The sequence below is a fragment of the Variovorax sp. OK605 genome (assembly GCF_900115445.1).
Lineage (GTDB): Bacteria > Pseudomonadota > Gammaproteobacteria > Burkholderiales > Burkholderiaceae_C > Variovorax.
In genome coordinates, this window is the sequence record NZ_FOWL01000001.1 from 708,697 (window position 1) to 734,974 (window position 26,278).

Annotated in this window: 26 protein-coding genes; 8 read left to right on the forward strand and 18 right to left on the reverse strand. The window is 68.6% G+C overall.

Going from position 1 to position 26,278, the window contains the following annotated elements; genetic code table 11:
- Positions 1–41: 41 nt before the first annotated feature.
- On the forward strand, positions 42–1,475 hold the full coding sequence (locus tag BM013_RS03315; RefSeq protein ID WP_093122723.1) for an aldehyde dehydrogenase family protein: 1,434 nt from the start codon (positions 42–44) through the stop codon (positions 1,473–1,475).
- 43 nt (positions 1,476–1,518) lie between these two features.
- On the opposite strand, the gene BM013_RS03320 is transcribed toward BM013_RS03315, so the two are convergent.
- Both BM013_RS03320 and BM013_RS03325 read right to left on the reverse strand, forming a co-directional pair.
- Positions 1,519–2,391 carry a ZIP family metal transporter gene (locus BM013_RS03320; RefSeq protein WP_093123358.1) on the reverse strand — a complete coding sequence of 291 codons (873 nt, stop codon included), beginning with the start codon at positions 2,389–2,391 and terminating at the stop codon, positions 1,519–1,521.
- Positions 2,392–2,459: 68 nt separating this feature from the next.
- Complete coding sequence (locus BM013_RS03325) at positions 2,460–3,095, reverse strand: superoxide dismutase (RefSeq protein WP_218153629.1); 636 nt, start codon at positions 3,093–3,095, stop codon at positions 2,460–2,462.
- Positions 3,096–3,289: 194 nt separating this feature from the next.
- Between BM013_RS03325 and BM013_RS03330 the strand changes: the two genes are divergently transcribed.
- The 5 genes from BM013_RS03330 (at position 3,290) to glp (ending at position 8,612) form a co-directional block, all read left to right on the forward strand.
- Complete coding sequence (locus BM013_RS03330) at positions 3,290–4,009, forward strand: hypothetical protein (RefSeq protein WP_177225411.1); 720 nt, start codon at positions 3,290–3,292, stop codon at positions 4,007–4,009.
- Between the two features lie 97 nt (positions 4,010–4,106).
- Positions 4,107–5,417, forward strand: coding sequence for a serine hydrolase domain-containing protein (locus BM013_RS03335; protein ID WP_093122728.1), 1,311 nt, complete (start codon positions 4,107–4,109; stop codon positions 5,415–5,417).
- 57 nt (positions 5,418–5,474) lie between these two features.
- Complete coding sequence (moaA, locus tag BM013_RS03340) at positions 5,475–6,638, forward strand: GTP 3',8-cyclase MoaA (RefSeq protein WP_093122731.1); 1,164 nt, start codon at positions 5,475–5,477, stop codon at positions 6,636–6,638.
- Positions 6,635–7,285, forward strand: coding sequence for a molybdenum cofactor guanylyltransferase MobA (gene mobA, locus BM013_RS03345; protein ID WP_093122733.1), 651 nt, complete (start codon positions 6,635–6,637; stop codon positions 7,283–7,285). Before moaA ends, mobA begins: the two co-directional genes overlap by 4 nt.
- A gap of 4 nt (positions 7,286–7,289) precedes the next feature.
- Positions 7,290–8,612, forward strand: coding sequence for a molybdopterin molybdotransferase MoeA (glp, locus tag BM013_RS03350; protein ID WP_093122736.1), 1,323 nt, complete (start codon positions 7,290–7,292; stop codon positions 8,610–8,612).
- Here glp and BM013_RS03355 read toward each other — a convergent pair.
- The 13 genes from BM013_RS03355 to BM013_RS03415 form a co-directional block, all read right to left on the reverse strand.
- Complete coding sequence (locus BM013_RS03355; protein WP_093122739.1) at positions 8,609–9,100, reverse strand: GAF domain-containing protein; 492 nt, start codon at positions 9,098–9,100, stop codon at positions 8,609–8,611. The two genes, glp and BM013_RS03355, sit on opposite strands and share 4 nt — an antisense overlap.
- A gap of 95 nt (positions 9,101–9,195) precedes the next feature.
- On the reverse strand, positions 9,196–10,185 hold the full coding sequence (locus tag BM013_RS03360) for an acetamidase/formamidase family protein (RefSeq protein WP_093122742.1): 990 nt from the start codon (positions 10,183–10,185) through the stop codon (positions 9,196–9,198).
- Between the two features lie 18 nt (positions 10,186–10,203).
- The gene (locus BM013_RS03365; protein ID WP_093122745.1) at positions 10,204–10,902 is read right to left on the reverse strand and encodes an ABC transporter ATP-binding protein; all 699 of its coding nucleotides are present in this window, start codon (positions 10,900–10,902) and stop codon (positions 10,204–10,206) included.
- 180 nt (positions 10,903–11,082) lie between these two features.
- A complete protein-coding gene (locus tag BM013_RS03370; protein WP_093122747.1) occupies positions 11,083–11,805 on the reverse strand; it encodes an ABC transporter ATP-binding protein in 723 nt (240 codons plus the stop codon).
- Positions 11,802–12,899: a branched-chain amino acid ABC transporter permease gene (locus tag BM013_RS03375; RefSeq protein WP_093122750.1), complete on the reverse strand. Its 1,098-nt coding sequence runs from the start codon at positions 12,897–12,899 to the stop codon at positions 11,802–11,804. Before BM013_RS03375 ends, BM013_RS03370 begins: the two co-directional genes overlap by 4 nt.
- Positions 12,900–12,954: 55 nt before the next feature.
- Positions 12,955–13,821 carry an ABC transporter permease subunit gene (locus BM013_RS03380; protein ID WP_093122752.1) on the reverse strand — a complete coding sequence of 289 codons (867 nt, stop codon included), beginning with the start codon at positions 13,819–13,821 and terminating at the stop codon, positions 12,955–12,957.
- Between the two features lie 24 nt (positions 13,822–13,845).
- Positions 13,846–15,084, reverse strand: coding sequence for an urea ABC transporter substrate-binding protein (locus BM013_RS03385; protein WP_093122755.1), 1,239 nt, complete (start codon positions 15,082–15,084; stop codon positions 13,846–13,848).
- A 42-nt stretch (positions 15,085–15,126) separates the two neighbouring features.
- Positions 15,127–16,536: an amidase gene (locus BM013_RS03390; protein WP_093122757.1), complete on the reverse strand. Its 1,410-nt coding sequence runs from the start codon at positions 16,534–16,536 to the stop codon at positions 15,127–15,129.
- Positions 16,537–16,666: 130 nt separating this feature from the next.
- On the reverse strand, positions 16,667–18,076 hold the full coding sequence (locus BM013_RS03395) for an amidase (RefSeq protein ID WP_093122760.1): 1,410 nt from the start codon (positions 18,074–18,076) through the stop codon (positions 16,667–16,669).
- Positions 18,073–18,297: a hypothetical protein gene (locus tag BM013_RS03400; protein ID WP_143098225.1), complete on the reverse strand. Its 225-nt coding sequence runs from the start codon at positions 18,295–18,297 to the stop codon at positions 18,073–18,075. Before BM013_RS03400 ends, BM013_RS03395 begins: the two co-directional genes overlap by 4 nt.
- A gap of 181 nt (positions 18,298–18,478) precedes the next feature.
- Entirely contained in the window at positions 18,479–19,414 is a 936-nt protein-coding gene (locus BM013_RS03405) for a helix-turn-helix domain-containing protein (protein WP_093122765.1), read from the reverse strand.
- A gap of 120 nt (positions 19,415–19,534) precedes the next feature.
- Positions 19,535–19,984, reverse strand: coding sequence for a ribonuclease HI (gene rnhA / locus BM013_RS03410; protein ID WP_093122767.1), 450 nt, complete (start codon positions 19,982–19,984; stop codon positions 19,535–19,537).
- 53 nt (positions 19,985–20,037) lie between these two features.
- Entirely contained in the window at positions 20,038–20,808 is a 771-nt protein-coding gene (locus tag BM013_RS03415; RefSeq protein ID WP_256219853.1) for a class I SAM-dependent methyltransferase, read from the reverse strand.
- On the opposite strand from BM013_RS03415, the gene gloB reads away from it, so the two are divergent.
- Positions 20,807–21,586 carry a hydroxyacylglutathione hydrolase gene (gene gloB / locus BM013_RS03420; protein ID WP_093122772.1) on the forward strand — a complete coding sequence of 260 codons (780 nt, stop codon included), beginning with the start codon at positions 20,807–20,809 and terminating at the stop codon, positions 21,584–21,586. The two genes, BM013_RS03415 and gloB, sit on opposite strands and share 2 nt — an antisense overlap.
- Positions 21,583–23,187, forward strand: a complete 1,605-nt coding sequence (locus BM013_RS03425) for a transglycosylase SLT domain-containing protein (protein ID WP_093122775.1) — start codon at positions 21,583–21,585, stop codon at positions 23,185–23,187. Before gloB ends, BM013_RS03425 begins: the two co-directional genes overlap by 4 nt.
- A 68-nt stretch (positions 23,188–23,255) precedes the next feature.
- Here BM013_RS03425 and BM013_RS03430 read toward each other — a convergent pair whose 3' ends face one another.
- The 3 genes from BM013_RS03430 to BM013_RS03440 form a co-directional block, all read right to left on the reverse strand.
- On the reverse strand, positions 23,256–24,437 hold the full coding sequence (locus tag BM013_RS03430) for a low temperature requirement protein A (protein ID WP_093122778.1): 1,182 nt from the start codon (positions 24,435–24,437) through the stop codon (positions 23,256–23,258).
- Positions 24,438–24,556: 119 nt separating this feature from the next.
- A complete protein-coding gene (locus BM013_RS03435; protein ID WP_093122780.1) occupies positions 24,557–25,402 on the reverse strand; it encodes an ABC transporter permease in 846 nt (281 codons plus the stop codon).
- The gene (locus tag BM013_RS03440; protein WP_093122783.1) at positions 25,402–26,217 is read right to left on the reverse strand and encodes an ABC transporter ATP-binding protein; all 816 of its coding nucleotides are present in this window, start codon (positions 26,215–26,217) and stop codon (positions 25,402–25,404) included. The genes BM013_RS03435 and BM013_RS03440 overlap by 1 nt, the downstream gene beginning before the upstream one ends.
- Between the last annotated feature and the right edge of the window lie 61 nt (positions 26,218–26,278).

The following is a 26,278-nucleotide window of genomic DNA, read 5'->3' on the forward strand; positions in this document are numbered from 1 at the left end:
CCGGCCACGGATTTCGCGCGCTTCGCGCAAAATCCGACCCCATGCAGCTCAACTACATCGCCAACGCGGACGTTCCGTCCTCTTCCGGCCGCACCCTGCCGGTCATCGACCCCTCCGACGGCCAGGTCTTCGACGAAATCCAGCGCAGCAACGCCGCCGACATCGACTCGGCCGTGCGCGCCGCGCGCGACTGCTTCGAAGGCGTGTGGCACAAGGTCAGCGCCGCCGACCGCGGCCGCCTGCTCTACAAGCTCTCGCAGAAGATCGCCGAGCATGTCGACGAGCTCGCGCTGATCGAGCAGCGCGACTGCGGCAAGCCCGTCAAGCAGGCCCGCGCCGACGCGGTGGCGCTGGTGCGCTACTTCGAGTTCTACGCCGGCGCCTGCGACAAGCTGCATGGCGAGACCATCCCCTACCAGGACGGCTACAGCGTGTTCACCTGGCGCGAGCCGCACGGCGTCACCGGCCACGTCATTCCCTGGAACTACCCGATGCAGATCTTCGGGCGCAGCGTGGGCGGCGCCCTGGCGGCGGGCAACGTGTGCGTGGTGAAGCCGGCCGAAGATGCCTGCCTCTCGCTGATCCGCGTGGCGCAGCTGGCGGCCGAGGTCGGCTTTCCGGCCGGCGCGCTCAACATCGTGACGGGCTACGGCCACGAGGTGGGCGACGCGCTGGCGCGGCACGAGGGCATCGACCACATCAGCTTCACCGGCAGCCCGAAGATCGGCACGCTGATCCAGCAGGTGGCGGCCGAGCGCCATTGCCCGGTCACGCTGGAGCTGGGTGGCAAGAGCCCGCAGATCGTCTTTGCGGACGCCGACCTGGACGCGGTGATTCCGGTGGTGATCAACGCCATCGTGCAGAACGCCGGCCAGACCTGCTCGGCCGGCTCGCGCCTGCTGGTCCAGCGCGACATCTACGAGCCCCTGCTCGAGCGCCTGGGCCATGCCTTCGAAGCCCTGCGCGTCGGCCCCGCCGCGATGGACCTCGACGTGGGCCCGCTGATCCGCCAGACGCAGCAGCAGCGCGTGTGGGACTTCCTGAGCGACGCGCAGCATGCCGGCATCCCGATGGTGGCGCAGGGCATCGTGGTCGACGAAGCGCCCGAGACCGGCTTCTACCAGGCGCCCACGCTGCTGCGCGACGTGCCGGTGGGCCACCGGCTGGCGCAGGAAGAAGTGTTCGGCCCGGTGCTGGCCGCCATGTCGTTCACCGACGAGGAAGAGGCCGTGGCGCTCGCCAACGCCACGCAGTTCGGCCTGGTGGCCGGCGTGTGGACCACCGACGGCGCGCGCCAGTTCCGCATGGCCAAGCGCGTGAAGAGTGGCCAGGTGTTCATCAACAACTACGGCGCGGGCGGCGGCGTCGAGCTGCCCTTCGGCGGCGTGAAGTCCTCGGGCTACGGGCGCGAGAAGGGTTTCGAGGCGCTGTACGGCTTCACGACGCTGAAGACCGTCGCCGTCAAGCACGGCTGAGGCCTGCGAGGCCCTGAAGCTCTTCGGCCTGCGCCGGGCTGCCTCAGCCCAGCGCGGTGTCCAGCAGCATCATCAGCACGAAGCCGATCATCAGCCCGCTGGTGGCAAAGGCTTCGTGCCCCTTGCGGTGCGATTCGGGAATGATCTCGTGGCTGATCACGAACAGCATCGCCCCCGCCGCAAAGCCCAGCCCCCAGGGCAGCAGCATCGCCGAATGGCCGACCACGGCCGCGCCCAGCACGGCGCCCAGCGGCTCCACCAGCCCTGACGCCATGCCGATCAGCACCGCGAACAGGCGGCTGTAGCCGGCGGCCAGCAGCGCCACCGCGACCACCAGGCCTTCGGGCACGTCCTGGATGGCGATACCCGTGGCCAGCGCGTCCGCGCGCAGCCCGTTGTTGGCCGCGTAGCCCACGCCGATCGCCAGGCCCTCGGGCACGTTGTGCAGCGCAATCGCGAACACGAAGAGCCAGGTGCGGCGCAACTGCCTGGCCGTCTGCCCTTCGCGGCCCTTGATGAAGTGCTCGTGCGGCAGCACGCGGTCCATCAGCATCAGCACGGCGGCGCCCAGCAGGATGGCCGAGCCGATCACGCCGCCCGCGGCCCAGCTGCCGCCGCCGAACACGCCCACGTGCCTGGCCGCTTCCAGCCCCGGAATGATCAGCGAGAAGGCGCTGGCCGCCAGCATCACGCCGGCGCCGAAGCCGAACAGCGTGTCCTGCACGCGGTCGGGCAGCTTCTGCGAGAACAGCACTGGCAAGGTGCCGAGCGCTGTGGCCAGCGCGGCCACCGAGCCGCCGAGCAAGGCGCTCCACACCAGCGGGTCGGCGCGCACGAACTGCCAGAACTGCGCGGCCAGCACGAGCACGCCCGCCGCGACGATCGCGAAGCCGAGGCGTTCGCGCGTCGAACGCATCCAGCGCGCAGGCCTGGGCCGCTCACCTGCCACCGTGACCTGCCGCGGATCGTTCATGGGGCTGCTCCTCAGCCGCCGGTTGCGGCGGCGTAGCGCCGGGCCACTTCGGCCCAGTTCACCACGTTGTAGAAGGCCGCGATGTATTCCGGGCGGCGGTTCTGGTACTGGAGGTAATAGGCGTGCTCCCACACGTCCAGCCCCAGGATGGGCGTGTTGCCGGAGCCGACGCCCTTCATGAGCGGGCTGTCCTGGTTGCCGCTGCTTTCCACGGCGAGCTTGCCGCCGGCGCCAACCGACAGCCAGGCCCAGCCGCTGCCGAAGCGCGTGAGCGCGGCCTTGGTGAAGGCGTCCTTGAAGGCATCGAGGCCGCCCAGGTCGGTGTCGATGGCCTTGGCCAGCGCGCCCGCGGGGGCACCGCCGCCGCCCTGGCCGACCGGCGCCATCACCTGCCAGAACAGGCTGTGGTTGGCGTGGCCGCCGCCGTTGTTGCGCACCGGCGCGCGCAGGGCGTCGGGCAACTGCTCGACGCCGGCGATCAGTTGTTCCACCGGCGTTTCCCCGTGCGGCGTGTCTTTCAACGCGGCATTGAGGTTGTTCACATAGGCCTGGTGGTGCTTGCCATGGTGGATTTCCATCGTCTGCGCGTCGATGTGAGGCTCGAGCGCGTCGAAGGCATAAGGCAGGGCTGGCAGGGTGTACGGCACGGTCGAAAAGCTCCTTGGTTGGAAGAGCCCTTTGCGTTGTCGACGTGTTGCGTACTCAGGCACCCAAATGATAGGAATTCTCATTGTCCACGTCAAGACATCGCAGCCAACGATGGCGCAAACCGGCCAGTACCAGGACGCGTTTGGCAACGCTCGATACACTGCCCTGGGTAGCCTTCCGGGAGATTCCAACGATGAGTTTCAAGCGCATCCTTCCCCTTGCCCCGAGCTTTGCCCTCGCCCTCGCCCTCTCCCTGGCCCTCGGCGCCGGCATCGCCGCCGCCCAGAGCGCCACCCCACCCGCCGGCGACTACATCTACGAGCGCGGCAGCGGCCAGTTGCGCGTCAAGGCCGACGGGCACTTCGACATCACCACCATCGGCGCCAACGCCCACACCTGCGCGCTCGACGGCGCCATCGTGCGCGGCAAGGCCAGGATCGACGACACCACCTGCGTGGTGAACTTCTCGGTCGATGCCGACAAGGTGAAGGTCACGACCAATGGCGCCGACCAGTGCCGCGACAGCTGCGGCGCGCGCGCCATGTTCGAGGGCACCTACACGCGCCCTGCCCCGGGCTGCACCGACAAGGCCGTGGCCGGCGCGCGCAAGACCTTCAAGCGCCAGTACGACGCCAAGAACTACGCCGCCGCCCGCACCACGCTGGCGCCCGTGCTGTCGGACTGCGACGCCACGCTCGACTGGATCACCCAGGGCTGGATCCGCAACGACCTTGCGCTCACGCAGTACAAGCTCGACGACCGCGCCGCCTGCCTGAAGACGCTGCAGCCGCTGGCCGAAGACGCCGCCCTGAGCGACGACGGCGTGAAGGAAAACTACCCGCCGGCCGACGCCGAGATCTTCCTGCCCGTGGTGCGCGCCACCCGCACGAACCTGAAGCTCTGCCGCGGATAGCCCAGGGGCCGCCAAGGCTCGCCAGGGACTCGAGATACAGGCGGCGCCAAGACCGCCCTGCCCGGTTTTCCATTCACCACAAGACGGAGACAAGACCATGAGATTGCTCAAGCGCAACCTGAGCGCGGCCGTGCGGGGCTTCGGGCTGGCCCTTTCCCTTGGCCTTACCCTTGCCCAGCTTCCCCTGCTGGCGGCGGCGCAGCCGCTGCCCACGGCCCGGCCCGAGCAGGTCGGCCTGTCGAGCGAGCGGCTGCAGATGCTCACCGACGTGCTCAAGGCCGACGTGGCCGCCGGCAAGATCCCCGGCGCGGTGCTGCTGGTGGCGCGCCAGGGCAAGGTGGCGTGGTTCGAGCCGGTCGGCAAGCTCGACCCCGCCAGCGGCGCGCCGATGCCGCGCGACGGCATCTTCCGCATCTACTCGATGAGCAAGCCCATCACCACGGTCGCCGCGATGATGCTGGTCGAAGACGGCCGCCTGAAGCTGGACGACCCCGTCGCCGCCTACCTGCCCGAGTTCGCCAGCATGACGGTGGGCGTCGAGAAGCCCGGCGCCGACGGCAAGCCGGTGCTCGACACCGTGCCCGCGCGCCGCCCCATCACCGTGCAGGACCTGATGCGCCACACCTCGGGCCTGACCTACGGCTTCTTCGGTCCCGGCCTCGTGAAGCAGGCCTACAACGCCGCCAACCTGGGCGCCGGCGACCCGACGCTGGCCGAGTTCTCCCAGCGGCTGGCCAGGCTGCCGCTGGCCTACCAGCCCGGCACGACCTGGGAGTACAGCCAGTCGACCGACATCCTGGGGCGCGTGATCGAGGTGGCCTCGGGCCAGTCGCTCTACCAGTTCGAGAAGACCCGCCTGCTCGACCCGCTGGGCATGAAGGACACCAGCTACTACGTGCCCGAGCCGGCGCGCCAGCCCCGCATTGCCGAGCCGCTGCCCAGCGACCGCAGCTTCGGCGTGGGGGCCGACTTCAACGACCCGCGCACCGTGCGCAACTACGAGTCGGGCGGCGGCGGGCTGGTGTCGACCGCGAACGACTACGCGCGCTTCCTGCAGATGCTGCTCAACGGCGGCACGCTCGACGGCAAGCGCTACCTGGGCCCGCGCACCCTGGCGCTGATGACCTCCGACCACGCCAACGCGGGCGCCGGCATCGTGCCCGGCCCGTTGTACCTGCCGGGCCCGGGCTACGGCTTCGGCCTGGGCTTCGCGGTGCGGCGCAACGACGGCGAGGCGCCCTACCCGGCGGCCGGTGGCGAATACAACTGGGGCGGCGCGGGTGGCACCTACATGTGGGTCGACCCGAAGAACGAGATGTTCGTGGTGCTCATGCTGCAGTCGCCCAAGTACCGCACCCACTACCGCAGCCTCGCGCGCAACATGGTCTATGCGGCGGTGCTGAAGTAGCCTGCGGCCAGTGGGTCCATGGGGGATGGCGCAAAATCGGCGCCTCCCCGTGAAGCCATGAAGAACAGCAGCAGCACTGTCATCCCGATCTCCGCAGTCGGCCACGCGCGTCCCGCCGTCGCCGTGCCGGAGACGGCCGTGCCCGCCACCGGCGTGCTGCACGACCGGCTGGGCCGGCCCCTGACCGACCTGCGCATCAGCGTGACCGACCGCTGCAACTTCCGCTGCAGCTACTGCATGCCGAAGGACGTGTTCGACAAGGACTACAAGTACCTGCCGCACAGCGCGCTGCTGAGCTTCGAGGAAATGACGCGGCTGGCCCGCCTGTTCGCGGGTCACGGCGTGCGCAAGATCCGCCTGACCGGCGGCGAGCCGCTGCTGCGCAAGAACATCGAGGGGCTGATCGAACAGCTCGCCGAGATCCGCACGCCCGGCGGCGAAGCGCTGGCGCTCACGCTCACCACCAACGGTTCACTGCTCGCGCGCAAGGCCGCCGCACTGAAGGCCGCCGGGCTGCAGCGCGTGACGGTGAGCCTCGACAGCCTCGACGACGCCGTGTTCCGCCACATGAACGACGTCGACTTTCCGGTGGCCGACGTGCTGGCCGGCATCGACGCGGCGCTGGCCGCGGGCCTCGGGCCCATCAAGGTCAACATGGTGGTCAAGCGCGGCACCAACGAGCAGGAGATCCTGCCGATGGCGCGCTATTTCCGCGCGCACCACGGCGCCAAGGTGGTGCTGCGCTTCATCGAATACATGGACGTGGGCGCCACCAACGGCTGGCGCATGGACGAGGTGCTGCCGTCGGCCGACGTCATCGCGCGCATCCATGCCGAATTTCCGCTGGTGCCGCTCGAAGCCGCCACGCCCGGCGAGACCGCGCAGCGCTGGGCATATGCGGACGGCGGCGGCGAGATCGGCGTCATCAGCAGCGTGACCCAGGCCTTCTGCCACGACTGCAGCCGCGCGCGCCTGTCGACCGAAGGCAAGCTGTACCTGTGCCTCTTCGCCACCGCGGGCCACGACCTGCGCCCGCTGCTGCGCGGCGCCGCGAGCGACGACGACATCGCCTCGGCCATCGGCCACATCTGGCAGGGCCGCGCCGACCGCTACTCCGAACTGCGCGCCCTGCAGGGCCCAGATGACGGCAGCGGTAGCGCCCAAGGCAATGGCAGCGACAAGGCGCCGCGCCGCGTCGAGATGAGCTACATCGGCGGATGACGCAGGCGGCCGCCATGCCCGCGCACGCCATCGCGCCTGCCGACATCACGGGACTGCTGCTGGCCGGCGGCCGCGGCTCGCGCATGGGCGGCGTCGACAAGGGGCTGCAGCCTTTCAACGGCGAACCGCTGGCGCTGCACGCGGTGCGCCGGCTGGGGCCGCAGGTCGGCACGCTGATGGTCAACGCCAACCGCAACCTGGGCGACTACGAGGCGCTCGGCGCGCCGGTGTGGCCCGACAGCCTGGCCGACTACCCGGGCCCGCTCGCGGGGTTCCTGAGCGGCCTCGCGCACTGCACCACGCCCTGGCTGCTGACCGTGCCGTGCGACACGCCGCTGTTCCCGCTCGACCTGGCCACCCGGCTCGCCGAAGCCGCTGCTGCCGGCGACGCAGAGATCGCCATCGCCAGCGCGCCCGAAGCCCTCGACGGCGCCGTGGCGCTGCGCCCCCAACCCGTCTTCTGCCTGCTGCGCGCCGATCTGCGCGAGAGCCTGCGCCGCTACACCGAAGCCGGTGGGCGCAAGGTGCAGGCGTGGACCGCGCAGCACCGCAGGGTGCTCGTGCCCTTCGACCGCCCCGGCGACGCACCCGACGCCTTCTTCAACGCCAACACCCTTGCCGAACTGCACGCCCTCGAGAACCGATGAGCCCATGAGCCGCATTGCAGACATCGCAGCTGCCCTCCCGGGCTACAACGACGCCGACCTGAGCGTCGAGGCCGTCCACGCCTTTCTCGCGCGACTGGCGGCGGGCGCCGTGGTCACGCAGCGCGAAAGCGTTGCGCTGTTCGACGCGCTCGGCCGCGTGCTGGCCGAGGACATCGTCTCGCCCATCAGCGTGCCGCCGCACGACAACTCGGCCATGGACGGCTATGCCTTCGACGGTGCCGTGCTGCCGGCCGACGCGCCCATCGACGCGCCGGTGACCCTGCGCGTGGCCGGCACGGCGCTCGCCGGTGCGGCCTGGCGCGGTGCGCTGGGCGCCGGCGACGCGGTGCGCATCATGACCGGCGCGATGATGCCGGCCGGCCTGGACACGGTGATTGCGCAGGAGTTCTGCAAGGTCGACGGCGACCGCGTGAGCTTTCCGGCGCGCGTGCTGCGCCGCGGCGACAACCGCCGCCTGGCCGGCGAAGACCTCATGCAGGGCCAGCCCGCGCTGCGCCGCGGCGAGCGGTTGTCGCCGGCCGCACTCGGCATGGTCGCGAGCCTGGGCCTGCCGAGCGTGCCCGCGCTGCGGCGCCTGCGGGTGGCGTACTTCTCGACCGGCGACGAGATCCTGAGCCTGGGCGAGACGCCGCGCGAAGGCGCCGTGTACGACAGCAACCGCTACACCGTGTTCGGCCTGCTCACGAAGCTCGGCTGCGAAGTGATCGACCTCGGCCTGGTGCGCGACGACCCCGCCAGCCTGGCCGCCGCGCTGCAACGCGCCGCGCGCGAGGCCGACGCCATCGTCACCAGCGGCGGCGTCAGCGCGGGTGCGGCGGACCACACACGCGACGTGATGCAGCAGCTGGGCGACATGGCGTTCTGGCGCGTGGCGATGCGCCCCGGCCGCCCGCTGGCGGTCGGGCTGATCCCGCGCGAAGCCGGCGCGCCGACACCGCTCCAGCCGGCCGTGCTGTTCGGCCTGCCGGGCAATCCGGTGGCGGTGATGGTGACCTTCCTGGCCTTCGTGCGCCCCGCGCTGCTGCGCATGATGGGCTGCCACGAGGCGGCTTGCGCACCGCCGCCGCTGCTGCGCGCGCGCAGCACGGGGCCGATCCGCAAGAAGCCGGGCCGCACCGAGTACCAGCGCGGCTTTGTCAAGCCCGTGACGGGCGCCTTGCCTGAAGTGACCGTGAACGGCAATCAGGGTTCGGGCGTGCTGAGTTCGATGGTCGAGGCCAATGGCCTCGTGGTGCTGCACCACGCCCAAGGCAGCGTCGCGCCGGGCGACGAGGTCGACGTGATGATGTTCGACGGCGCGATCTAAGCCTGGGAAGGGCTCTCGTGCCCGCGTTCCTCGAGCATGGTCACCACCTGCTGCGCGAGGAAGCGCAGTTGCTCCAGGTCTTCCGCGCTGACCGTGCGCGGCTGCGTGTCGATCACGCACACCGTGCCCAGTGCCTCGCCGTTGCTCATCACCAGCGGCGCGCCCGCGTAGAAGCGGATGCTCGGGTCGCCGGTGACCAGCGGGTTCGCCCTGAACCGGTCGTCCGCCAATGCGTCGGCCACGACCATCACCTGGCCGGGCATCTGGATGGCATGCGCGCAGAACGCATGCTCCCGGGGCGTTTCGGTCGCCTTGAGCCCCACGCGCGACTTGAACCACTGGCGCCGCTCGTCGATCAACGAAATGAGCGCGATGGGGGTGCCGCACATCTGCGCCGCCAGCCGGGTGATTTCGTCGTAGGCGGCCTCTTCGCTCGTGTCGAGGATGGCCACGCGGCGCAGTTCCGCCAAGCGTGAGAGTTCGGTCATGCCCCGATTATCGGCGGCTGGCCGGCATCTTTTGCTGTTGCGCGAAGCCTCGCCGGCCATGTCAGAGCCATGTCAAAAAACCATCTGAGGCCTTGTCAGGGCGCGAGATAGGTCTTTGAAATGCCCGCCCCCACCGTGTACTTCGGGTCGACAAAGTTGCCCAGGCGCACCTTGCCGCACTGGCTCAGCATCATGTAGGCATCCCAGCGGTCGTAGCCGTATTCGGCCTCCATCCAGAGCACCAGTTCCTTGTAGGCGATGCGGGTGGCGTCCTCGAGCGGCCGGGCACTGCCGATGGCCATGATCATCTCGGCCGTCTCCAGCCGCGGCCATTCGAGCTTCCAGCCCTTGATGAGGTCGACGCGAATGGTCGTGAGGCTCGGGTACTCCACCGCCGTGCCGCACACCTCGCCGTCGCCCTGGCAGGCATGCGCGTCGCCAATGAACAGCCGCGCGCCCGGCGTGCGCACCGGCAGGTAGGTGATGCTGCCCGGCCCCATGTCGGGCAGGTCCATGTTGCCGCCGTGCTGGTCGGGCGTGAGGCTGTTGATGGAGTCGATTTCCGGCGAGGTGCTCAGCGTGCCGATGTGCGGCTTGTAGGGCAGCGTGACGCGCTTGCTCCAGTACACGCCCTGCTCGTCCACGTCGATCTTGCGCACGCGCTCGGGCAGCGGCTCGTTCAGCAGCGCGGTAAAGGCGGTGCCGCTGAGCGCGCCGAACTCCGGAATCATGCAGCAGGTGCCGCGCGGGTTGGGCCCGCGCGGTGCCATCGATTCGATGTGCACCGCCAGCGTGTCGCCAGGCTCCGCGCCTTCGACCATGACCGGGCCGTTTTGCGGGTTGACGAAGGGCATGGTGAGCACCTTGGAGGGCAGGTCTTGCTCGGTCTTCACCTTGCCGTTGAAGGCGTCGCGCGTTTCCACGACGATGCGGTCGCCGGGCTTCACGGTCATCACGGCGCTGGAGTACGGCCCGATGGTGAAGTGAAAGGTGCCCTGCTTCGCCTCGGTGAGTTCGTGCGTGACGGTGCTGCGTTCGCGGCCGATGCCGCGGGTGTGCATGATCGATTGGTCGAGCCAGCTCATGGGGTGTCCCTTGCGTTGTCAGATCATCAGGTGGTTGCGCACGGTCTGCGCGTTCATGTGGCCCGCCTCGATGCGGCCCACCACACGGCCCTTCTCCATCACGTAGGCGCGTTCGCCGACGTCGAGGATGGTGTCCAGGTTCTGTTCGACGAAAAGAATCGTCGTGCCCAGGTCTCGGCGAATGGCGCGCAGCACGTCGCAGATGAGCTGCACGATGGAGGGCTGGATACCTTCGGAGGGCTCGTCGAGCAGCATGAGCGCGGGGTTGCCCACGAGCGCGCGGCCGATGGCCAGCTGTTGCTGTTCTCCGCCCGACATGGTGCCGGCCAGCTGGTTGCGACGTTCCGCCAGGCGCGGGAAGTACTGGTAGACGAGGTCGGGCAGTTTCTTGCCCTGCGGCCCGCCGACGAGTTCGCCGACCATGAGGTTCTCTGCCACCGTCATGCGGGCGAACACCTCGCGCCCTTGTGGCACGTAGCCGATGCCCAAGCGCGCACGTGCATCGCTCGGCAAGGTCGCGATGTCCTGCCCCAGGAATCGCACGGTGCCGCCGCGTGTGCGCAGCAGGCCCATGAGGCAGCGCATGGTGGTTGTCTTGCCGACGCCGTTGCGTCCGATGAGGCTGACGATCTCGCCTTTGCGGACCTGCAGGTCGACGCCTTGCAGGATGGGCGTGGCGCCGTAGCTGGCCTGCAGGCCTTTCACTTCCAGGACCATGTCAGTGCTCCGTCTTGCGTTGTTTGCGTTTGCAGTGCTTTTGTTCCGGGGGGTGCCTTGCGCAGCGAAATAAAGGGGGAGCCCGAAGGGCGCAGGACATTCGCGGAGCAAGGTACCCCGTCGGCGTGAGCGCGCCCCGAACAGCGACCGAGCGAATTCGAAAAGCAGCGCCTCATCCAATCAGTCATGCGTTTTCCCAAGGTAAATCTCAGCCACCCGCGGATCGGCAATGACCTCGCCAATGGAACCTTCGGCGAACACCTTGCCGAAATGCAACACCGTCACGCGCTGCGCGATCTGGCGAATGAAGGCCATGTCGTGCTCCACCACCAGCACCGTCATGCCCTCGGCGTTGAGCTTCTGGATGAGCTCTCCCGTCTTGAAGGTCTCTTCGGGCGACAGGCCTGCCGTGGGCTCGTCCATCAGCAGCAGCACCGGCTTGAGGGCAAGCGCCATGCCGATCTCCAGCCACTGCTGCTGGCCGTGCGCCAGTTCGCCCGCCGGCTTCTTCGCATCGGCCGAGAGGTCGAGCAGCGCCAGCAGACGGTCTTCCTCGCGCGTCAGTTCGGCTCGGCCGGCCACGTGGTGCTGCAGCGCGATGTGGATGTTCTGGCGCACCGGCAGTTCCTTGAACACGCTGGGCGCCTGCATCTTGATGCTCATGCCCTGCTGCACGCGCTGGAACGGGCGCTGGCGCGTCACGTCCGCGCCCTGGAAGGCGATATGGCCCGAGGTGGCCTCGTGCGTGCCCACGATCAGCTTGAACAGCGTGCTCTTGCCCGCGCCGTTGGGGCCGATCAGGCAATGGATTTCGCCCTGCGTCACCGACAGGTCCACATCGGACACCGCCGCGTGGCCGCCGAAATGCTTGGTCAGCGAACGGGTTTCCAGCAAGGGGCTCATGCGCGAACCTCCTGCGCGTCGGGCACTTCACGCACCGGCGCCGCGGCAACGGCCGCGCCGGTGCCACGCCGCGCGAACAACCGCCGCACCGCCTGCACCACCCCGATGACGAACCCCTGCGGCGCCACCATCACCGTGCACAGCAGCATTGCGCCCATCAACAGCAACGCGGCTTGCTGGCTGTACACCGTGATCGTCTGGAACGCCCACAGCACCAGGAACGAACCCACCAGCGTGGCCGTGATGTCCCCGCGCCCCGAGAACGCCACCCACACGATGGGCATCGCCGCCGCTGGCAGGCCGATGCTCGCCGGCGTGATGAACTGCCCCCACGAGGTGTAGAGCACGCCGCTCACGCCCGCCAGCGCCGAGCCGATGACGAAGGTCGCCAGCTGGTACTTGCGCACGTCGTAGCCCAGCAGCTCGGCACGCTGCGGGTCTTCGCGCACCGCGACGATCACGTTGCCGAAACGGGAGTTCAACAGCATGCGCAGGCCGAGGTAAACCACCAGGATCAGCCCCACCACCAGGTAGTAGAGCGCCATGCCGTCGAAGTACAGCGTGTCGCCGCCCAGCCACGGCACGTTCAGCGGCGCCATGTCCTTCATGCCGTTGAAGCCGTTGAGCCGCGCGCTGCCGATGTGCCATTCAGGCCCCGCCGTCTGCCCCAGGAAGAAGGCCAGCACCAGCGTGGCCGACAGCGTGACGATGCCGAAGAACACACCACCCACGCGCCCCCAGATCATGAAATAACCCAGCACCGCCGCGGCCAGCGCCGCGAGCAGCAAGGCCACCAGCAGCGCCAGGAAGGTCGTGCCCGCCTCGCCGCCCAGGTTGATGGCGAGCACGCCGTACCCATAGCCCGCAATGCCGAAGAACAGCGTCTGCCCGAACGACAGCATGCCGCCGTAGCCCCACACCAGGCACAGGCCCATGGCCATGAAGACCCAGGTCAGCAGGTAGGCCATGTTGCCCACGTCGTAGGCGTCGGCGAACGCCGGGTACAGCAGCACCGCGGCCAGCACCGCCAGAAAAGGAAGCCAGAAGACGCGCGTGGTGCCGAGCGTCTGCGGGCCGTTGATGAGTTGGAACATGCGAGGTGACTCCGTCAATTCAAGAACTTCGACAACTTCGGCAACTTCAACGAGGTCAGCGGGTGCGCCGGGCCAGCCAGCCCGACACCCCTTCGGGCAGGATGCGAATGACGACGATCACGGCCAGCAACATGCCGATCTGCCCCACGATCTGCCCACCCCAGCCGTTCAGCCCGGTGCGGATCACCGCCAGCAAAATACCCGCCGGCGCCGTGCCCAGCAGCACGTTGGCACCGCCCACCACCACCGTGACGAAGCTCTCCACCAGAAAGGCCGCGCCCATGGTGGGAATCAGCGTCATGGTGGGCGCATAGAGCGCGCCGCACAGCCCGGCCAGCGCCGCGCCGATGCCGAAGCTCAGCGCATACACCCGCCCGGTGCGCACGCCGGTGGCCTGCGCGATGCTGGCGTTCTGCATCGTTGCGCGCGCATGCACGCCGAAGCGGGTGCGCATGAAGATGAAGTAGATGCCGCCCAGCACCGCCACGGCCGCCGCGAACAGCACCATGCGGTACACGGAGAAGGTGTAGCCCCCCACCACGAAGCTGCCTTCGGGCGTGCCGATGCCGGTGACCGACGAGCCCACCGTGAGCAGCATGCCCTGCGTGACGATCAGGCTCAGGCCCCAGGTGGCCAGCAAAGAGTCGAGCGGGCGCTTGTAGAGCTTGCGCACCAGGCTCCACTCCAGCACCACGCCGATGAGCCCGGCAGCCAGCGTGCCGCACAGCTGGGCGAGCGGCAGCGGAAAGCCCGCATGCACCAGGCCCACCGTCACGTAGGCCCCGCACATGATGAACTCGCCGTGCGCCATGTTGATCACGCCCATCATCCCGAACACGATCGCCAGGCCGGCGGCCGACAGGATGAGGAACGCGAACACGTCCGCGAACTGGTAGAAGAAAGAGAAGATTTCGGCGAACACCGCAAGGTCCTCGGCGCTCGGGTGTCAGGACTTCTTGGGCAGGTCGGACGGCGTGTACTGCTTCTTGTCGTTGTTCTTCGTCAGGTCGCAACCGATCTTGCCCAGCCAGTACGGCTGGATGGTTCCGTAGTCTTTCAGCACGTTGACCTTGTGCTTGTCGTCCACGGCGATCAGCCGCATCTGGTGCGAGGCGTGCTGGCTCTTGGGGTCGATGCAGACCTTGCCTTCTCCCGCGTCGATGCAGGCCTCGCCCGCCGCGATCACCTTGCGCAAATCGGCCAGCTTGGTCGACTTGGCCTTCTCCACCAGGGTCTTGTACATGTACAGCGTGTTGTAGGCGTTGTAGCCCATGTCGTTGATGTACGGTTCGCTGGGGAACTTGGCGTGCCAGCGCTTCTTGAAGTCGGTGGCCGCGGGCGAATCGATTTCCTCGAACCAGTTGGCCGTGGCGTGCATGCGGTTGAGCGCGGGCGGCGCAAAGCGCTTGTGCTCGAAGCCCAGCATCACCTTCACCGACGAGCCCATGGGCAGGTTCAGCTTGGCGGCCGCGGCCTGCTCGAAGAAGGAGTCTTGCGCGGCGCCCACGTTGAGCATCAGCAGCCAGTCGGGCTTGGCCTTCTGGATGTTCTGGATGGTCTGCGCGAACTGCGACACACCCAGCGGAATGAACTCCTCGCCCACCACCGTGCCGCCGATGTCCTTCAGTATCGAACGGTTCCACTCGGCGCTGATCTGGCCGAAGTTGTAGTCGGCCGCCACCACGTAGACCTTCTTGCCGAACTTCTCGACCATGTAGGGAATGAGCGTGGAGAACTGCTGCTCGGGCACCGCGCCCATGCTGATCATGTTGGCGTCGCACACGCCGCCTTCGTACTGGTTGGTATAGAAGTACGGCGTCTGCGTGCGGTCGACAATGGGGCGCACGGCCTCGCGCGAAGCCGAGGTGATGCCGCCGATGAGCACGTCGACCTTGTCCTTGCTCAGCAGGCGGCGCGTGAACTCCTGGTAGCGCGCGTTGTCGCCCTGCGGGTCGAGATGAATCAGCTCCACCTGACGGCCCATGATGCCGCCGGCCTTGTTGATCTCTTCCACGGCCAGCAGCGAGCCGTTGAGCTTGGGCTTGCCCATGAAGGCGAGGTCGCCCGAGACGTCTTCCATCAGGCCGACCTTCAGCGGGTCGGCCGCCCATGCGGATGTGACCAAGGTGGAGGTGGCCAGGGCCACGGTGCAACCCAGGGAGAAAAGCGCGCGACGTAGTTTCATGGTGATGCTTTCGAGGGATGTGATGAGAAGAAGAATGGGGTTTCAGAGCGCCGGGTGCCGGCGGTGCCAGTCGGTCGCCTGCTGGAAGGCCGCGCCGGCACGCACCAGCAGGGCTTCGTCGAAGTGGCGCGCCACGAACTGGAAGGCCACCGGCATGCCCGCGGGCGTGAAGCCGCCGGGCAGCGTGAGGGTCGGGCTGCCGGTCATGTCGAAGGGGCAGGTGTAGCGCAGCATCGCGGCCATCAGCTCCGCATCCACACCCATCTGCGCCATGCGCGCCATGGTGGGCGAGGCGATGCCGGTGGCGGGAATCAGCAGCAGGTCGATGCCCTCGAACATCGCCCTCACCTTGCCGCTGAAGTCGTGGCGTCGCAGCACGATCTTCTGGTAGTCGACACCGCGTTGCGCCAGGCCCAGCTCGACCAGGCCGGCCACTGCGGGGCCGTACATGTCCTTGCGCGACGGGTAGGTCTTCTCGTGCACCACGGCGGCCTCCATGCCGCACAGCGGGAACCAGTCGTCGATGGCCTGCGTGGGGTCGGGAAAGCTCACCTCGCGGATCTCGCCGCCCAGCGTCTTCACCGTTGCAATGGCCGCGTCGAGCACCGCGCGCGTGGGCGCGTCGACGCCGTCGGTGGTCCAACGGGTGTCGATGCCCACGCACAGGCCGGCCAGGCCCTTGCCGATGCCGGCCAGGTAGTCGGGCACGGGCAGCAGGCTGGCGGTCGGGTCTTTCGGGTCGGCGCCGGCAATGGCGCCGAGCATTGCACCCGCATCGGCCGCGCTGCGGGTCATGGGGCCGATGTGGTCGAGCGTGGCGGCCAGCTCGAAGGCGCCGTAGCGGCTCACGCGGCCCCAGGTGGGCTTCAGGCCCGTGAGGCCGTTGGCGGCCGACGGAAAGCGAATGGAGCCGCCCGTGTCGGTGCCCAGCGAGCCATAGCAGAGCCCCGCCGCCGTGGCCACGCCCGAGCCGCTGGACGACACGCCCGGCCAGTGCGCCGCGTTCCACGGATTGACCGGTGGCGACACCGAGGGATGATGGTCGGCATACGCGCTCTCGGTGAGCTGCAGCTTGCCGAGGATGACCGCGCCGGCCTCGCGCAGCTTGCGCACCACGGTGCCGTCTTCGGCGGGCACGAAGTCCTGGTAGAGCGTCATGCCGGCGGCGGTGGGCACGCCCGCGGTCCAGCACAGGTCCTTCACGCCCACCGGCACGCCGTGCAGCGGGCCGCGCAGTTGGCCCGAGGCAATTTCTGCATCGGCGCGCGCGGCCTCGGCCAAGGCCGAATCGGTCATCACGCGCACATAGCTCTTCAGCGCGCCGTCGACCTTGTCGATGCGCGCGAATTGCGCCTTCGTCACCTCCACCGAGGACAGCTCGCGGGACTGGATGAGGCGGCCGACTTCAAGAAGTTCGAGATAGTGAAGATCGGGCAGATCGTTGTTCGACATGGCGGGAGGACTCCGGTCGTTGGGGAAGAAAGACGTTGGAAGCTGTGACCGAAGTTATCGGCCCGAGGCCCGGGGCGCTTTGCTCACAGCGCCATTGCGATGTGCTGGTTCTGTCAGCCGGCGACTTTCGTCAAAGCACAGGGGCGCGTCGATGGAAAGCGGTCGCAAGCTGGAAGGCGTGGCCGGCACGCAGCAGCGTGGCTTCCGCAAAGGGCCGTCCGATGATCTGCATGCCGATGGGCAGGCCGCAGGGGTCGAAGCCGCAGGGCACATTCAATGAAGGCAAGCCCGTGAGGCTGGCCACGCCGGTGAACTGCATGATGGCCGAGAGCATGTCCTCGGGCTTGCCGGGTTCGATCTCGACGCGGGTCTCGCCCACCCGCGTGGCCACGAAAGGAAGCGAGGGGCAGATGAACACATCGACCTGACCAAATGCTTCCAGGAATTCATTGCGCAGCAGCGCGCGATAGCGTTGCGCCTGCAGGTACTGCGTGGCCAGCAGCAGCTCGCCGGCCTCCAGCAGCGTGCGCACGTCGTCGCCGTAGTCGTCGGGCCGCTCGCGCAAGGTGCGCTGGTGGTAGGTGCTGGGCTCGGCCGACTCGATGGTGAGCTGCGCGGAGATGTTGCCGTGGATGTTGCGGATGTCGACATCCACCAGCCTAGCGCCCATGTCGACGAAGGTGGCGAGCGCCTCCTTCACCGCGTCATGCACCGGCGCCTGCAGGTGCTCGAAGAAGTAGCCCGGCACCACGCCGATGCGCAAATGCCTGCAGCCGCCGGCCATGTCCCTCAGGCAGTCATCGGTGCCGCGTTGTGCGCTGCCGGCGTCCTTCGCGTCGAAGCCGGCGATGGCACCGAACATCAGCGCGCAGTCTTCCACGGTGCGCGTCATGGGGCCGACCGTGTCCATGCTCCAGGCGAGCGGCACCACGCCGTGGTTGCTCACACGGCCATAGGTGGGGCGCAGGCCCACGATGCCGTTGACGGCCGAAGGCAGCCGGATGGAGCCGCCCGTGTCGGTGCCGACGGCACCGAAGCAGAAACGCGCCGCCACCGCCACGGCCGAGCCGCCGCTGGAGCCCGCGGGAAAGCGCGATGGGTCCCAAGGGTTGCGCACCGCGCCATAGTGCGGATTGGCCGAGGTGCCGCCCCAGGCGAACTCGTGCATGTTGGTCTTGCCGATGAACACGGCACCGGCCTGCCGCAGCCGCGTCGCAACGGTGGCATCGGCCTCCGGCAGCCAATCGGACAGCACCTTGCTGCCCGCCGTGGTGCGCGTGCCGCGCACGGCGATGTTGTCTTTCAGCGCAATCGGAATGCCCTGCAGCGGACCCAGCTCGTGACCCGCGCCGGACAGCAACTCGGCCGCGCGCGCCACCTGCATCGCCTGCTCCTCGAACACGGTGATGAAGGACTTGAGCACGCCGTCGTGCGCGCGGATGCGCGCCAGCGAGGCCTCGACCAGCTCCACCGGCGACAGCTTGCGCTCCCGCACCATGCGCGCGGCCTGCGAGAGCGTGAGTTCGAGGATGTCGCTCATGCACCCTCCTCGGGCTGTTCATGCGCGTGCGTGAACGTGGTAACGGGCAGCAGCGACTGGTGCGCGGGCTCGCTCATCTTGCGGCTGAGCTCGTTGGCCGCGGGAATCCAGGCGGACAGGATCGCTTCGACAGCGGCCAGGCGCTCGGCGCTCAGGTCCAAGGCCGCGCAGCGGGCCAGCGCGGCGACATCCACAGGCCGTGTGGGGGGCGGGGTTTGCATCGTCGTCTCCATGCGTGAAGGGCTGGCTTCACGATAGGGAGCAACGGCAAGGAAGACTTGGCTGCCAGAGCCAATCGGGTGGGCTGGGACCGCCAGCCACGCTATCGCGTCATCGTTATCGCGTCATCGCGTTATCCCGGTCCGGCGATATGGCGATATGGCGATCTCGACCGGCTTGCTTCTAGTGCCGGCGCAGCAGCGTCTGCGGCGTCACGCCATACGCTTTCTTGAAGACCCGGCAGAAGTGCGACATGTCGCTGAAGCCGTACTGGAACGCTGCCTGCGTGACCTGCCGCACACGGCCTTCCAGCAACGCGCGGTGGCTGGCCTCGAGCCGCTGCTTCCACAGCCACTGGATGGGCGTGGTGCCCTGCTGCGCGAACACCCGCGCCAGCGTGCGGGCCGAGACGTTGTGCGCACGGGCGATCTGCTCGACGTCGAGTTCGCAGTCGTCCAGGTGCGCCACGATGTAGTCGCGCGTTTTCTGGAACAGCGCGTCGTGCGCGGAGCGCGCCGAGTCGGTGCCCGCTACCTGCACCTGCAGCGTGGCCGAGAGCATGTCGAGCAGCGAGCTCGCGATGCTGGCCTGCATGGCGTCACGCCCCGACAGTTCGAGCACCGCGGCCTCGCGGATCATGCTGCCCAGCAGCCTGGCGACGGGGTGGCCTTCCGCCAGGTGCATGGCCGTGAGATGGTGCGCCTCGGGCACCCGGCACAGCAACTGCCGGCGCGGAATGCGCACCAGCAGCGCCGATTCGGGCGCAAGGTCGAAGGTGAAGGGGCGCGCGGCGTCGTACAGCACGATGTCGCCGTTGCGCTGCACCACGCGCCGGCCCGACTGCGAGAGCACGCCGTGCCCCGACACCATCAGGTTGAGCATGAAGTCTTCGTTGGGGCCGCTGCGCAGGTGCTGTTCGTCGCGCTCCCACAGGTGGCGCGGGGACGACATTTCGGCGAGCGTGAGGCTGCCCAGCGAACGCACCGAGAAGCGGGCGTTGAAATGTTCGCGGTCGGGCACCAGGCTCTTGGCGGGAATGAAGTGCCTGCAGACCACGTCGCTCCAGTAGTCGAAGCGCTGGCTGGGGTCGACCGCATCGGTGGAGTAGTCGAGGTTCATGCTGCGAACGAATGAGTGGCCGTGGGACGGGAACCGCCCCCGAGCGCCTGCGGATACCCGCAGTTGCCCTAAAACACTCTAGCAACATTCATGCCCCTTGCGGAGCGTGCCAACCCTCGTTCAGATCCGCCCGAGCGCCTTGTCCACGCCCTTGTTGGCCAGCATGTCGGCGCGCTCGTTGCCCGGGTCGCCCGAGTGGCCCTTGACCCAACGCCATTCGATCTGGTGGCCGCCCTCTGCCACCAGCTTGTCCAGCCGCTGCCAGAGCTCGACGTTCTTCACCGGCTGCTTGCTGGCCGTGACCCAGCCCTTGGCCTTCCAGCCGCGGATCCATTCGGTGATGCCCTTGCGCACGTACTGGCTGTCGAGGTACAGCAGCACCTTGCAGGGCCGCTTGAGCGCGGCCAGGCCTTCGATGACGGCGGTCAGCTCCATGCGGTTGTTGGTGGTGTTGAGTTCACCGCCGAACAGGTCCTTCTCGGTGGCGCCGGACTTGAGCCACGCGCCCCAGCCGCCCGGTCCGGGATTGCCCTTGCACGCACCATCGGTGTAGATCACGACTTCGGTCAAACTGGCTTTTCCTTCTTCATTCGTTCGTTCATTTTCGTTGCGCTCTTGTTCTTTCAGTTCTTGCCGGCGTCGTTGCGGTGCACCTTGCCCGCAATGGGCACCGGCGCCGTGGCGCGGGCCCCGGCACGCCGCCAGTCGGCGCTCAGCATGCGCATGCCGCGCACGCGCTTCACCGCCACCAGGAAGTAGGCGGCACCGAAGATCGGCCACCAGCGCTCGCCGGCGGCGTCCATCCAGCGCGCGCGCTCCAGCCAGGCCTCACTGCGCACGGCCGGCCGGTAGATGCCGAAGCGGCCCGACTCCACCTCGAAGCTCAGCAGCCGCAGCCAGTCGCGCATGCGCCAGTAGCCGATGAACTCGCCGCCCTCGGGCAGGTAGAGGTCGCCGAGGCCCAGGCGCCGGTAGATGTGCGCGCGGCGCTGCCGCATGCCCCAGAGGCTGGTCGGGTTGAGCCCGCAGATCACCACCCGGCCCTCGGGCACCAGCACCCGCTCGACCTCGCGCAGCGTGGCGTGCGGGTCGGGGCTGAGTTCCAGCGCATGGGGCAGCACCACCAGGTCGAGGCTGTTGGCCGCGAACGGCAGCGCGGCAAAGTCGGCCAGCAGCGTCGCCTTGCCGGCGCGCGCCGGGTCGTCCAGCGCCAGCCAGCGGTGCGGCATGCGGTTGGCGCGCAGGCCGTCGACCTCGGCCGCGCCCAGCTGCAGCGCGTGATAGCCGAACACGTCGGCCACCGCCTGGTCGAACTGGGCCTGCTCCCAAGCCAGCAAGTAGCGGCCCGGGGGGGTCGCGAACCAATCGTGCAAACCTATAATTTGACCGCTCATGACCCTTGTTCCGCTGCCCGCCTTCGCCGACAACTACATCTGGATGCTGCACGACGGGTCCCACGCCATCGTGGTGGATCCGGGCGATGCCCAACCGGTGTTCGACGCGCTGGCGCGCCACAAGCTGCAGCTCGCCGCGATTCTAGTCACGCACCACCATGCCGATCACACCGGCGGCGTGGCGGCATTGCACGCGGCCACCGGCGCGCCGGTGTGGGGCCCCGCGCGCGAGCGCATTCCCGAGCCGTTCACGCCGCTGGCGCAAGGCGACGTGGCCGAGGTGCTGGGCATGCGCTTCCAGGTGATCGACGTGCCGGGCCACACGGCCGGCCACATCGCCTACTTTCTTCCTGCGGCGCCTTCACAGGCGCCGCTCCTTTTCTGCGGCGACACGCTGTTCTCGGGCGGCTGCGGCCGGCTCTTCGAGGGCACGCCCGCGCAGATGCTGGCTTCGCTCGACGCGCTGGCCGCACTGCCCGGCGACACGCGGGTGTGCTGCGCCCACGAATACACACTTGCTAACCTGCGTTTCGCCCTCGCGGTGGAACCCGGTAACGGCGAACTGACTCAGTACAACGCGCGCTGCGAAAGCCTGCGCGCACAGGGGCAGCCCACGCTGCCATCGCAACTGGCCACCGAGCGCCAGGTCAACCCTTTTCTTCGCAGCCGCGAAGCCACTGTCCTTCGAGCGGTGCGTGCCCACGCCGAGCTGGCTGCAGATGCAGCCGATGCCGACGTGTTCGCCGCACTGCGCCAATGGAAAAACGACTTCCGATGAAATTTTTCGCTGCCACCTGCCTTGCAGGTTCACTGGTGCTCGCGGGCTGCGCGGGCACGAACACCAACAGCTCCTCCTCTTCGTCATCCCAGGCCGGCGGCACCGGCGCCAAGGTCGCCGGCAGCGCGGCACCGGTCTACCCGCGTGACGCCCTCAGCCCGCTCGGCAACGGCCAGGCCCGCTCGACGAGCGTCGTCACCCTCGCCCCGCCGGTGGACATGTGGGACCGCATTCGCCGCGGCTTCAAGATGCCCAACCTCGAAAGCGACCTGGTGCGCGACCGCGAGCAGTGGTATTCGAGCCGGCCCGACTACATCCAGCGCATGACCGCGCGCTCGGACAAGTACATCTTCCACATCGTCGAGGAACTCGAGCGCCGCAACATGCCGACCGAGCTGGCGCTGCTGCCCTACATCGAGAGCGCGTTCAATCCGCAGGCCGTGTCCAGCGCGCGCGCCGCGGGCATGTGGCAGTTCATGCCGGCCACCGGCAACGACTTCGACCTGAAGCAGAACATCTTCCGCGACGACCGCCGCGACGTGGTCGCCTCCACCCGCGCCGCGCTCGACTACCTGCAGAAGCTCTACGGCATGTTCGGCGACTGGCAGCTCGCGCTGGCTGCCTACAACTGGGGCGAAGGCAGCGTGAGCCGCGCCATCGCCAAGAACCAGCGGCTGGGCCTGCCCACCACCTACAGCGACCTCACCATGCCCGCCGAGACACGCCTGTACGTGCCCAAGCTGCAGGCGGTGAAGAACATCGTGGCCAACCCCCAGGCGTTCAACACCGAGCTGCCGGTGATCGCCAACCACCCGTACTTCCAGACCGTCACGCTCTCGCGCGACCTCGACGTCGAACTGGCCGCCAAGCTGGCCGACGTGCGCCTGGAAGACTTCCGCGCGCTCAACCCCGCCGCGCACAAGCCGGTGCTGCTTGCCGCGGGCACGCCGCAGATCCTGCTGCCGTGGGACAACGCGGCCGTGTTCCAGCGCAACTTCGACGCCTACTCGCAAGGCCAGTACGCCAGCTGGACGGCCTGGGTCATTCCCACCACCATGACGGTGGCCGACGCGGCTCAGCGCTCGGGCATGAGCGAGAACGACCTGCGCGCGCTGAACAACGTGCCGCCGCGCATGCTCATCAAGGCCGGCTCCACGCTGATCGTGCCGCGCGGCGCGCGCGTGAAGGAAGACGTGGCCGCCGTGGTGGCCGACGAGGGCCACCTGGCCTTCCAGCCCGAGATCGTCACGCGCCGCACGACGGTGAAGGCCGGCCGTTCGGACAACGTCGCCAGCATCGCGCGCCGCTACAACCTCAAGCCCGCCGCCGTGGCCGAGTGGAACGACGTGCAGCAGAACCACGCATTCAAGCGCGGCTACAGCGTGGTGGTGTACCTGCCCATCCGCGCGTCGGTCGCGGCGCGCGTGGGCACCGGCGTGCGGCCCGTGTCGCACACGGTGGCCGCGGCACCGCGCCGTGGCGGCGCACCCTCCAAGGCGTCGGCGCCGCGCGGCGCCAACGTGGCCAAGGTGCCTGCCAGCAGCAAGCAGCAGGTCGTGCGCGAGAAGCGCGGCGGCACGCCGTCCAAGAAGAAGCGCTGAGGCGCCGGGAAGCAGCAGCCGGGGCGGCTCTTGGCTCTCGCCGGCCCTCCCGGATGCTTCCGGCTTTTTCAGTGGGTCTTTGCGGCCAGTGCCCTGCGGCGCACCACCGCTTCCAGCGCGGCCACGCCAATCATGATGACCGTGGTCACCGCGCCCACCGCCATCACCGTCATGTGCGACGCGAAGACCGCGAGCACCGCCAGCAGGCCCAGCCCATAGAGGTGCGACTGCGGCAGGAAGCCGCGCACCACGCGCTTGAACAGCGCATTGCCGAACAGGTAGATGGCGGGCCCGCCGATCAGCGCGCCGAGGTACTTGAGCTCGGCGTGATGCGAGCCTTCGCCGATGGTGAGCTCGTCCGCCACCGCGCAAACGATGATGCCGGCCACCAAAATCACGTGCGTGTAGTGGAACTTGGCGCCGATGCCGCCCGGGTCCGCCGCATGCTCGATGACGTGGGTCGCCTCCTTGGCGCTGGTGTCGAAGTACATCCACCACATCGCCAGGCTGCCCGCGAAGCCCACCAGCAGCGCGAACAGGTCGACGGCATGCCATTCGGCGTGGTGCCCGAAGGCGATGCCCGTGGCCAGCACCGACTCGCCCAGCGCGACGATCACGAACAGCTGGCAACGCTCTGCCAAGTTGCCGCCGTCGATGGTCCAGTCGCTGGTGAGCGAGCGGCCCAGGCCCGGAAAGCGCAGGCCGATCATCGGCGCGATGTACTCGCACAGCACGCCGCCGAACCACAGTCCCAGCCGCACCGGCCCCTCGGCGAAGCCGCCCGCGATCCAGAACGCCCCCGCCAGGCAGTTCCAGGCCAGCAGCCGGCGGAAGTTGGGCGTGAGCGGGTCGTTCGGGCCGATGGCCACCAGCATGCACAGCGTGCGTCCCGCCTGGATGCCGACGAAGCACAGCGCGAACACCAGCCCGCGCTCGGCGAACGCGCCCGGCAGCGCCGAGGCCATCACCATGGCCAGCAGCATGATGCCGAACAGCACGCCGCGAACGCGCAGCGTGCCGGGGTCGAACCAGTTGGTGGTCCAGGCCGTGTACTGCCAGCCCAGCCAGACCGCGAACCACATCACCAGCGTCTGCAGCGCCCCCATCAGCGTGAGGTGGTCCAGCAGGTAGTGGGACAGCTGCGTGACGGAAAACGCGTAGACCAGGTCGAAGAACAGTTCTTCGTTCGACACTCTGGCCGCCTGGTCGCGCGAGCGCAAGGTCGTGGCCCGTCGGTGGTCGTGGCTCATTGTTACCCCCATGAATCGTTGCGGCGCCCTCGGCGCCGCGCGGGATCATCGCATGGAGGAACGCGCTGCATGCGATGCATGCACTGCACGTGCCGCACGTGCCGCAAGCGCCACACCTGCTACAGCTTCTCGGTTTCGCCGGTCCTGGGCTGCCACTTCATGAGGCGCCGCTCGATGAGCCCCACGATGCCGTCGAGCACCAGCGCGAAGGCCGTGAGCACCACGATGCCGGCGAACACGGTGTTGACGTCGAAGGTGCCCTCGGCCTGCAGGATCAGGTAGCCCACGCCGCGCGCCGACCCCAGGTACTCGCCCACCACCGCGCCCACGAAGGCCAGCCCGACCGACGTGTGCAGGCTGGAGAACACCCAGCTCGTCGCGCTCGGCAGGTACACGGTGCGCAGCAGCTGCCGCTGGTTGGCGCCCAGCATCTTCGCGTTGGCCAGCACCACCGGGCTCACCTCGCGCACGCCCTGGTAGACGTTGAAGAACACGATGAAGAACACCAGCGTCACGGCCAGCGCCACCTTGCTCCAGATGCCCAGGCCGAACCACAGCGCGAAGATGGGCGCGAGGATCACGCGCGGCATCGAGTTGGCGGCCTTGATGTAGGGGTCGAGGATCAGGCTGGCCGTGGGCGCGAGCGCCAGCCAGAGCCCGCAGGCCAGCCCCAGCACCGTGCCGATGCCGAAGGCCAGCACCGTCTCCAGCAGCGTGGTGCCCAGGTGCAGGTAGATGTCGGCGTTCCCCTTGAGCCCGTCGGGAAAGAGCGCGTTGGGCGGCACCTCGAACGGCAGGAACCAGCTCCAGATGCGCCCCGCCACCTGGATCGGCTCGCCCACGAAGAAGGCGAACTGCTGGTTGCGCGAGGCAAGGTGCCACGCCACCAGGATGACCGCCAGCAGCGCCAGCTGCCAGAAGCGCGCGTTGCGCTCGTTGAGGCCGAAGCTTCCGGGGCGGGCCATCACGCGGCCTTCTTCAGTTGCTGCGCGTAGCCCTTGAGCACCTCGTCGCGCAGCACCTCCCAGATCTGGGTGTGCAGCTCGACGAAGCGCGGCTGCGTGCGCACCTCGGCCACGTCGCGCGGCCGTGCCAGGTCGATCGCGAATTCGCCGATCGGGTGCGTGGCCGGGCCGGCCGACAGCACCACCACGCGGTCGCTCATGGCAATGGCCTCGTCGAGGTCGTGCGTGATGAAGAGCACCGCCTTCTTCTTCGCGCTCCAGAGGTCGAGCACTTCGTTTTCCATCAGCTGGCGCGTCTGGATGTCGAGCGCGCTGAAGGGCTCGTCCATGAGGATGATGTCGGGGTCGAGCACCAAGGTCTGCGCCAGCGCCACGCGCTTGCGCATGCCGCCGGAGAGCTGGTGCGGATAACGGTCGCCGAAGCCCGAGAGGCCCACGCGCGACAACCAGGCCTCGGCCTGCTCGCGCGCCCGCGCATCCGGCACGCCGCGGTACTGCAGGCCCACCATCACGTTGTCGATGGCGCTGCGCCAGGGCATCAGCGCCTCGGTCTGGAACATGTAGCCGGCGCGCGTGTTGATGCCCGCGAGCGTCTGGCCGAACACCTTCACGGTGCCCGACGACGGCTCCAGCAGCCCTGCCCCCACGTTCAGCAGCGTCGACTTGCCGCAGCCCGTGGGGCCGACCACCGAGACGAACTCACCGGCCTTGATGCGCAGCGTGGTGTCCGCCACCGCCGTGTAGCGCTGGCCGGGGTTGTCCTTCGAATGGAAGGTGCAGCTGATGGAGAGGAGTTCGAGTGCGTGGTCGGACATGGTCGCGCCGGGTCGGACGGGGCAGAAAAAACCCGGCCGAGGCCGGGTCGCGGGGACGTTC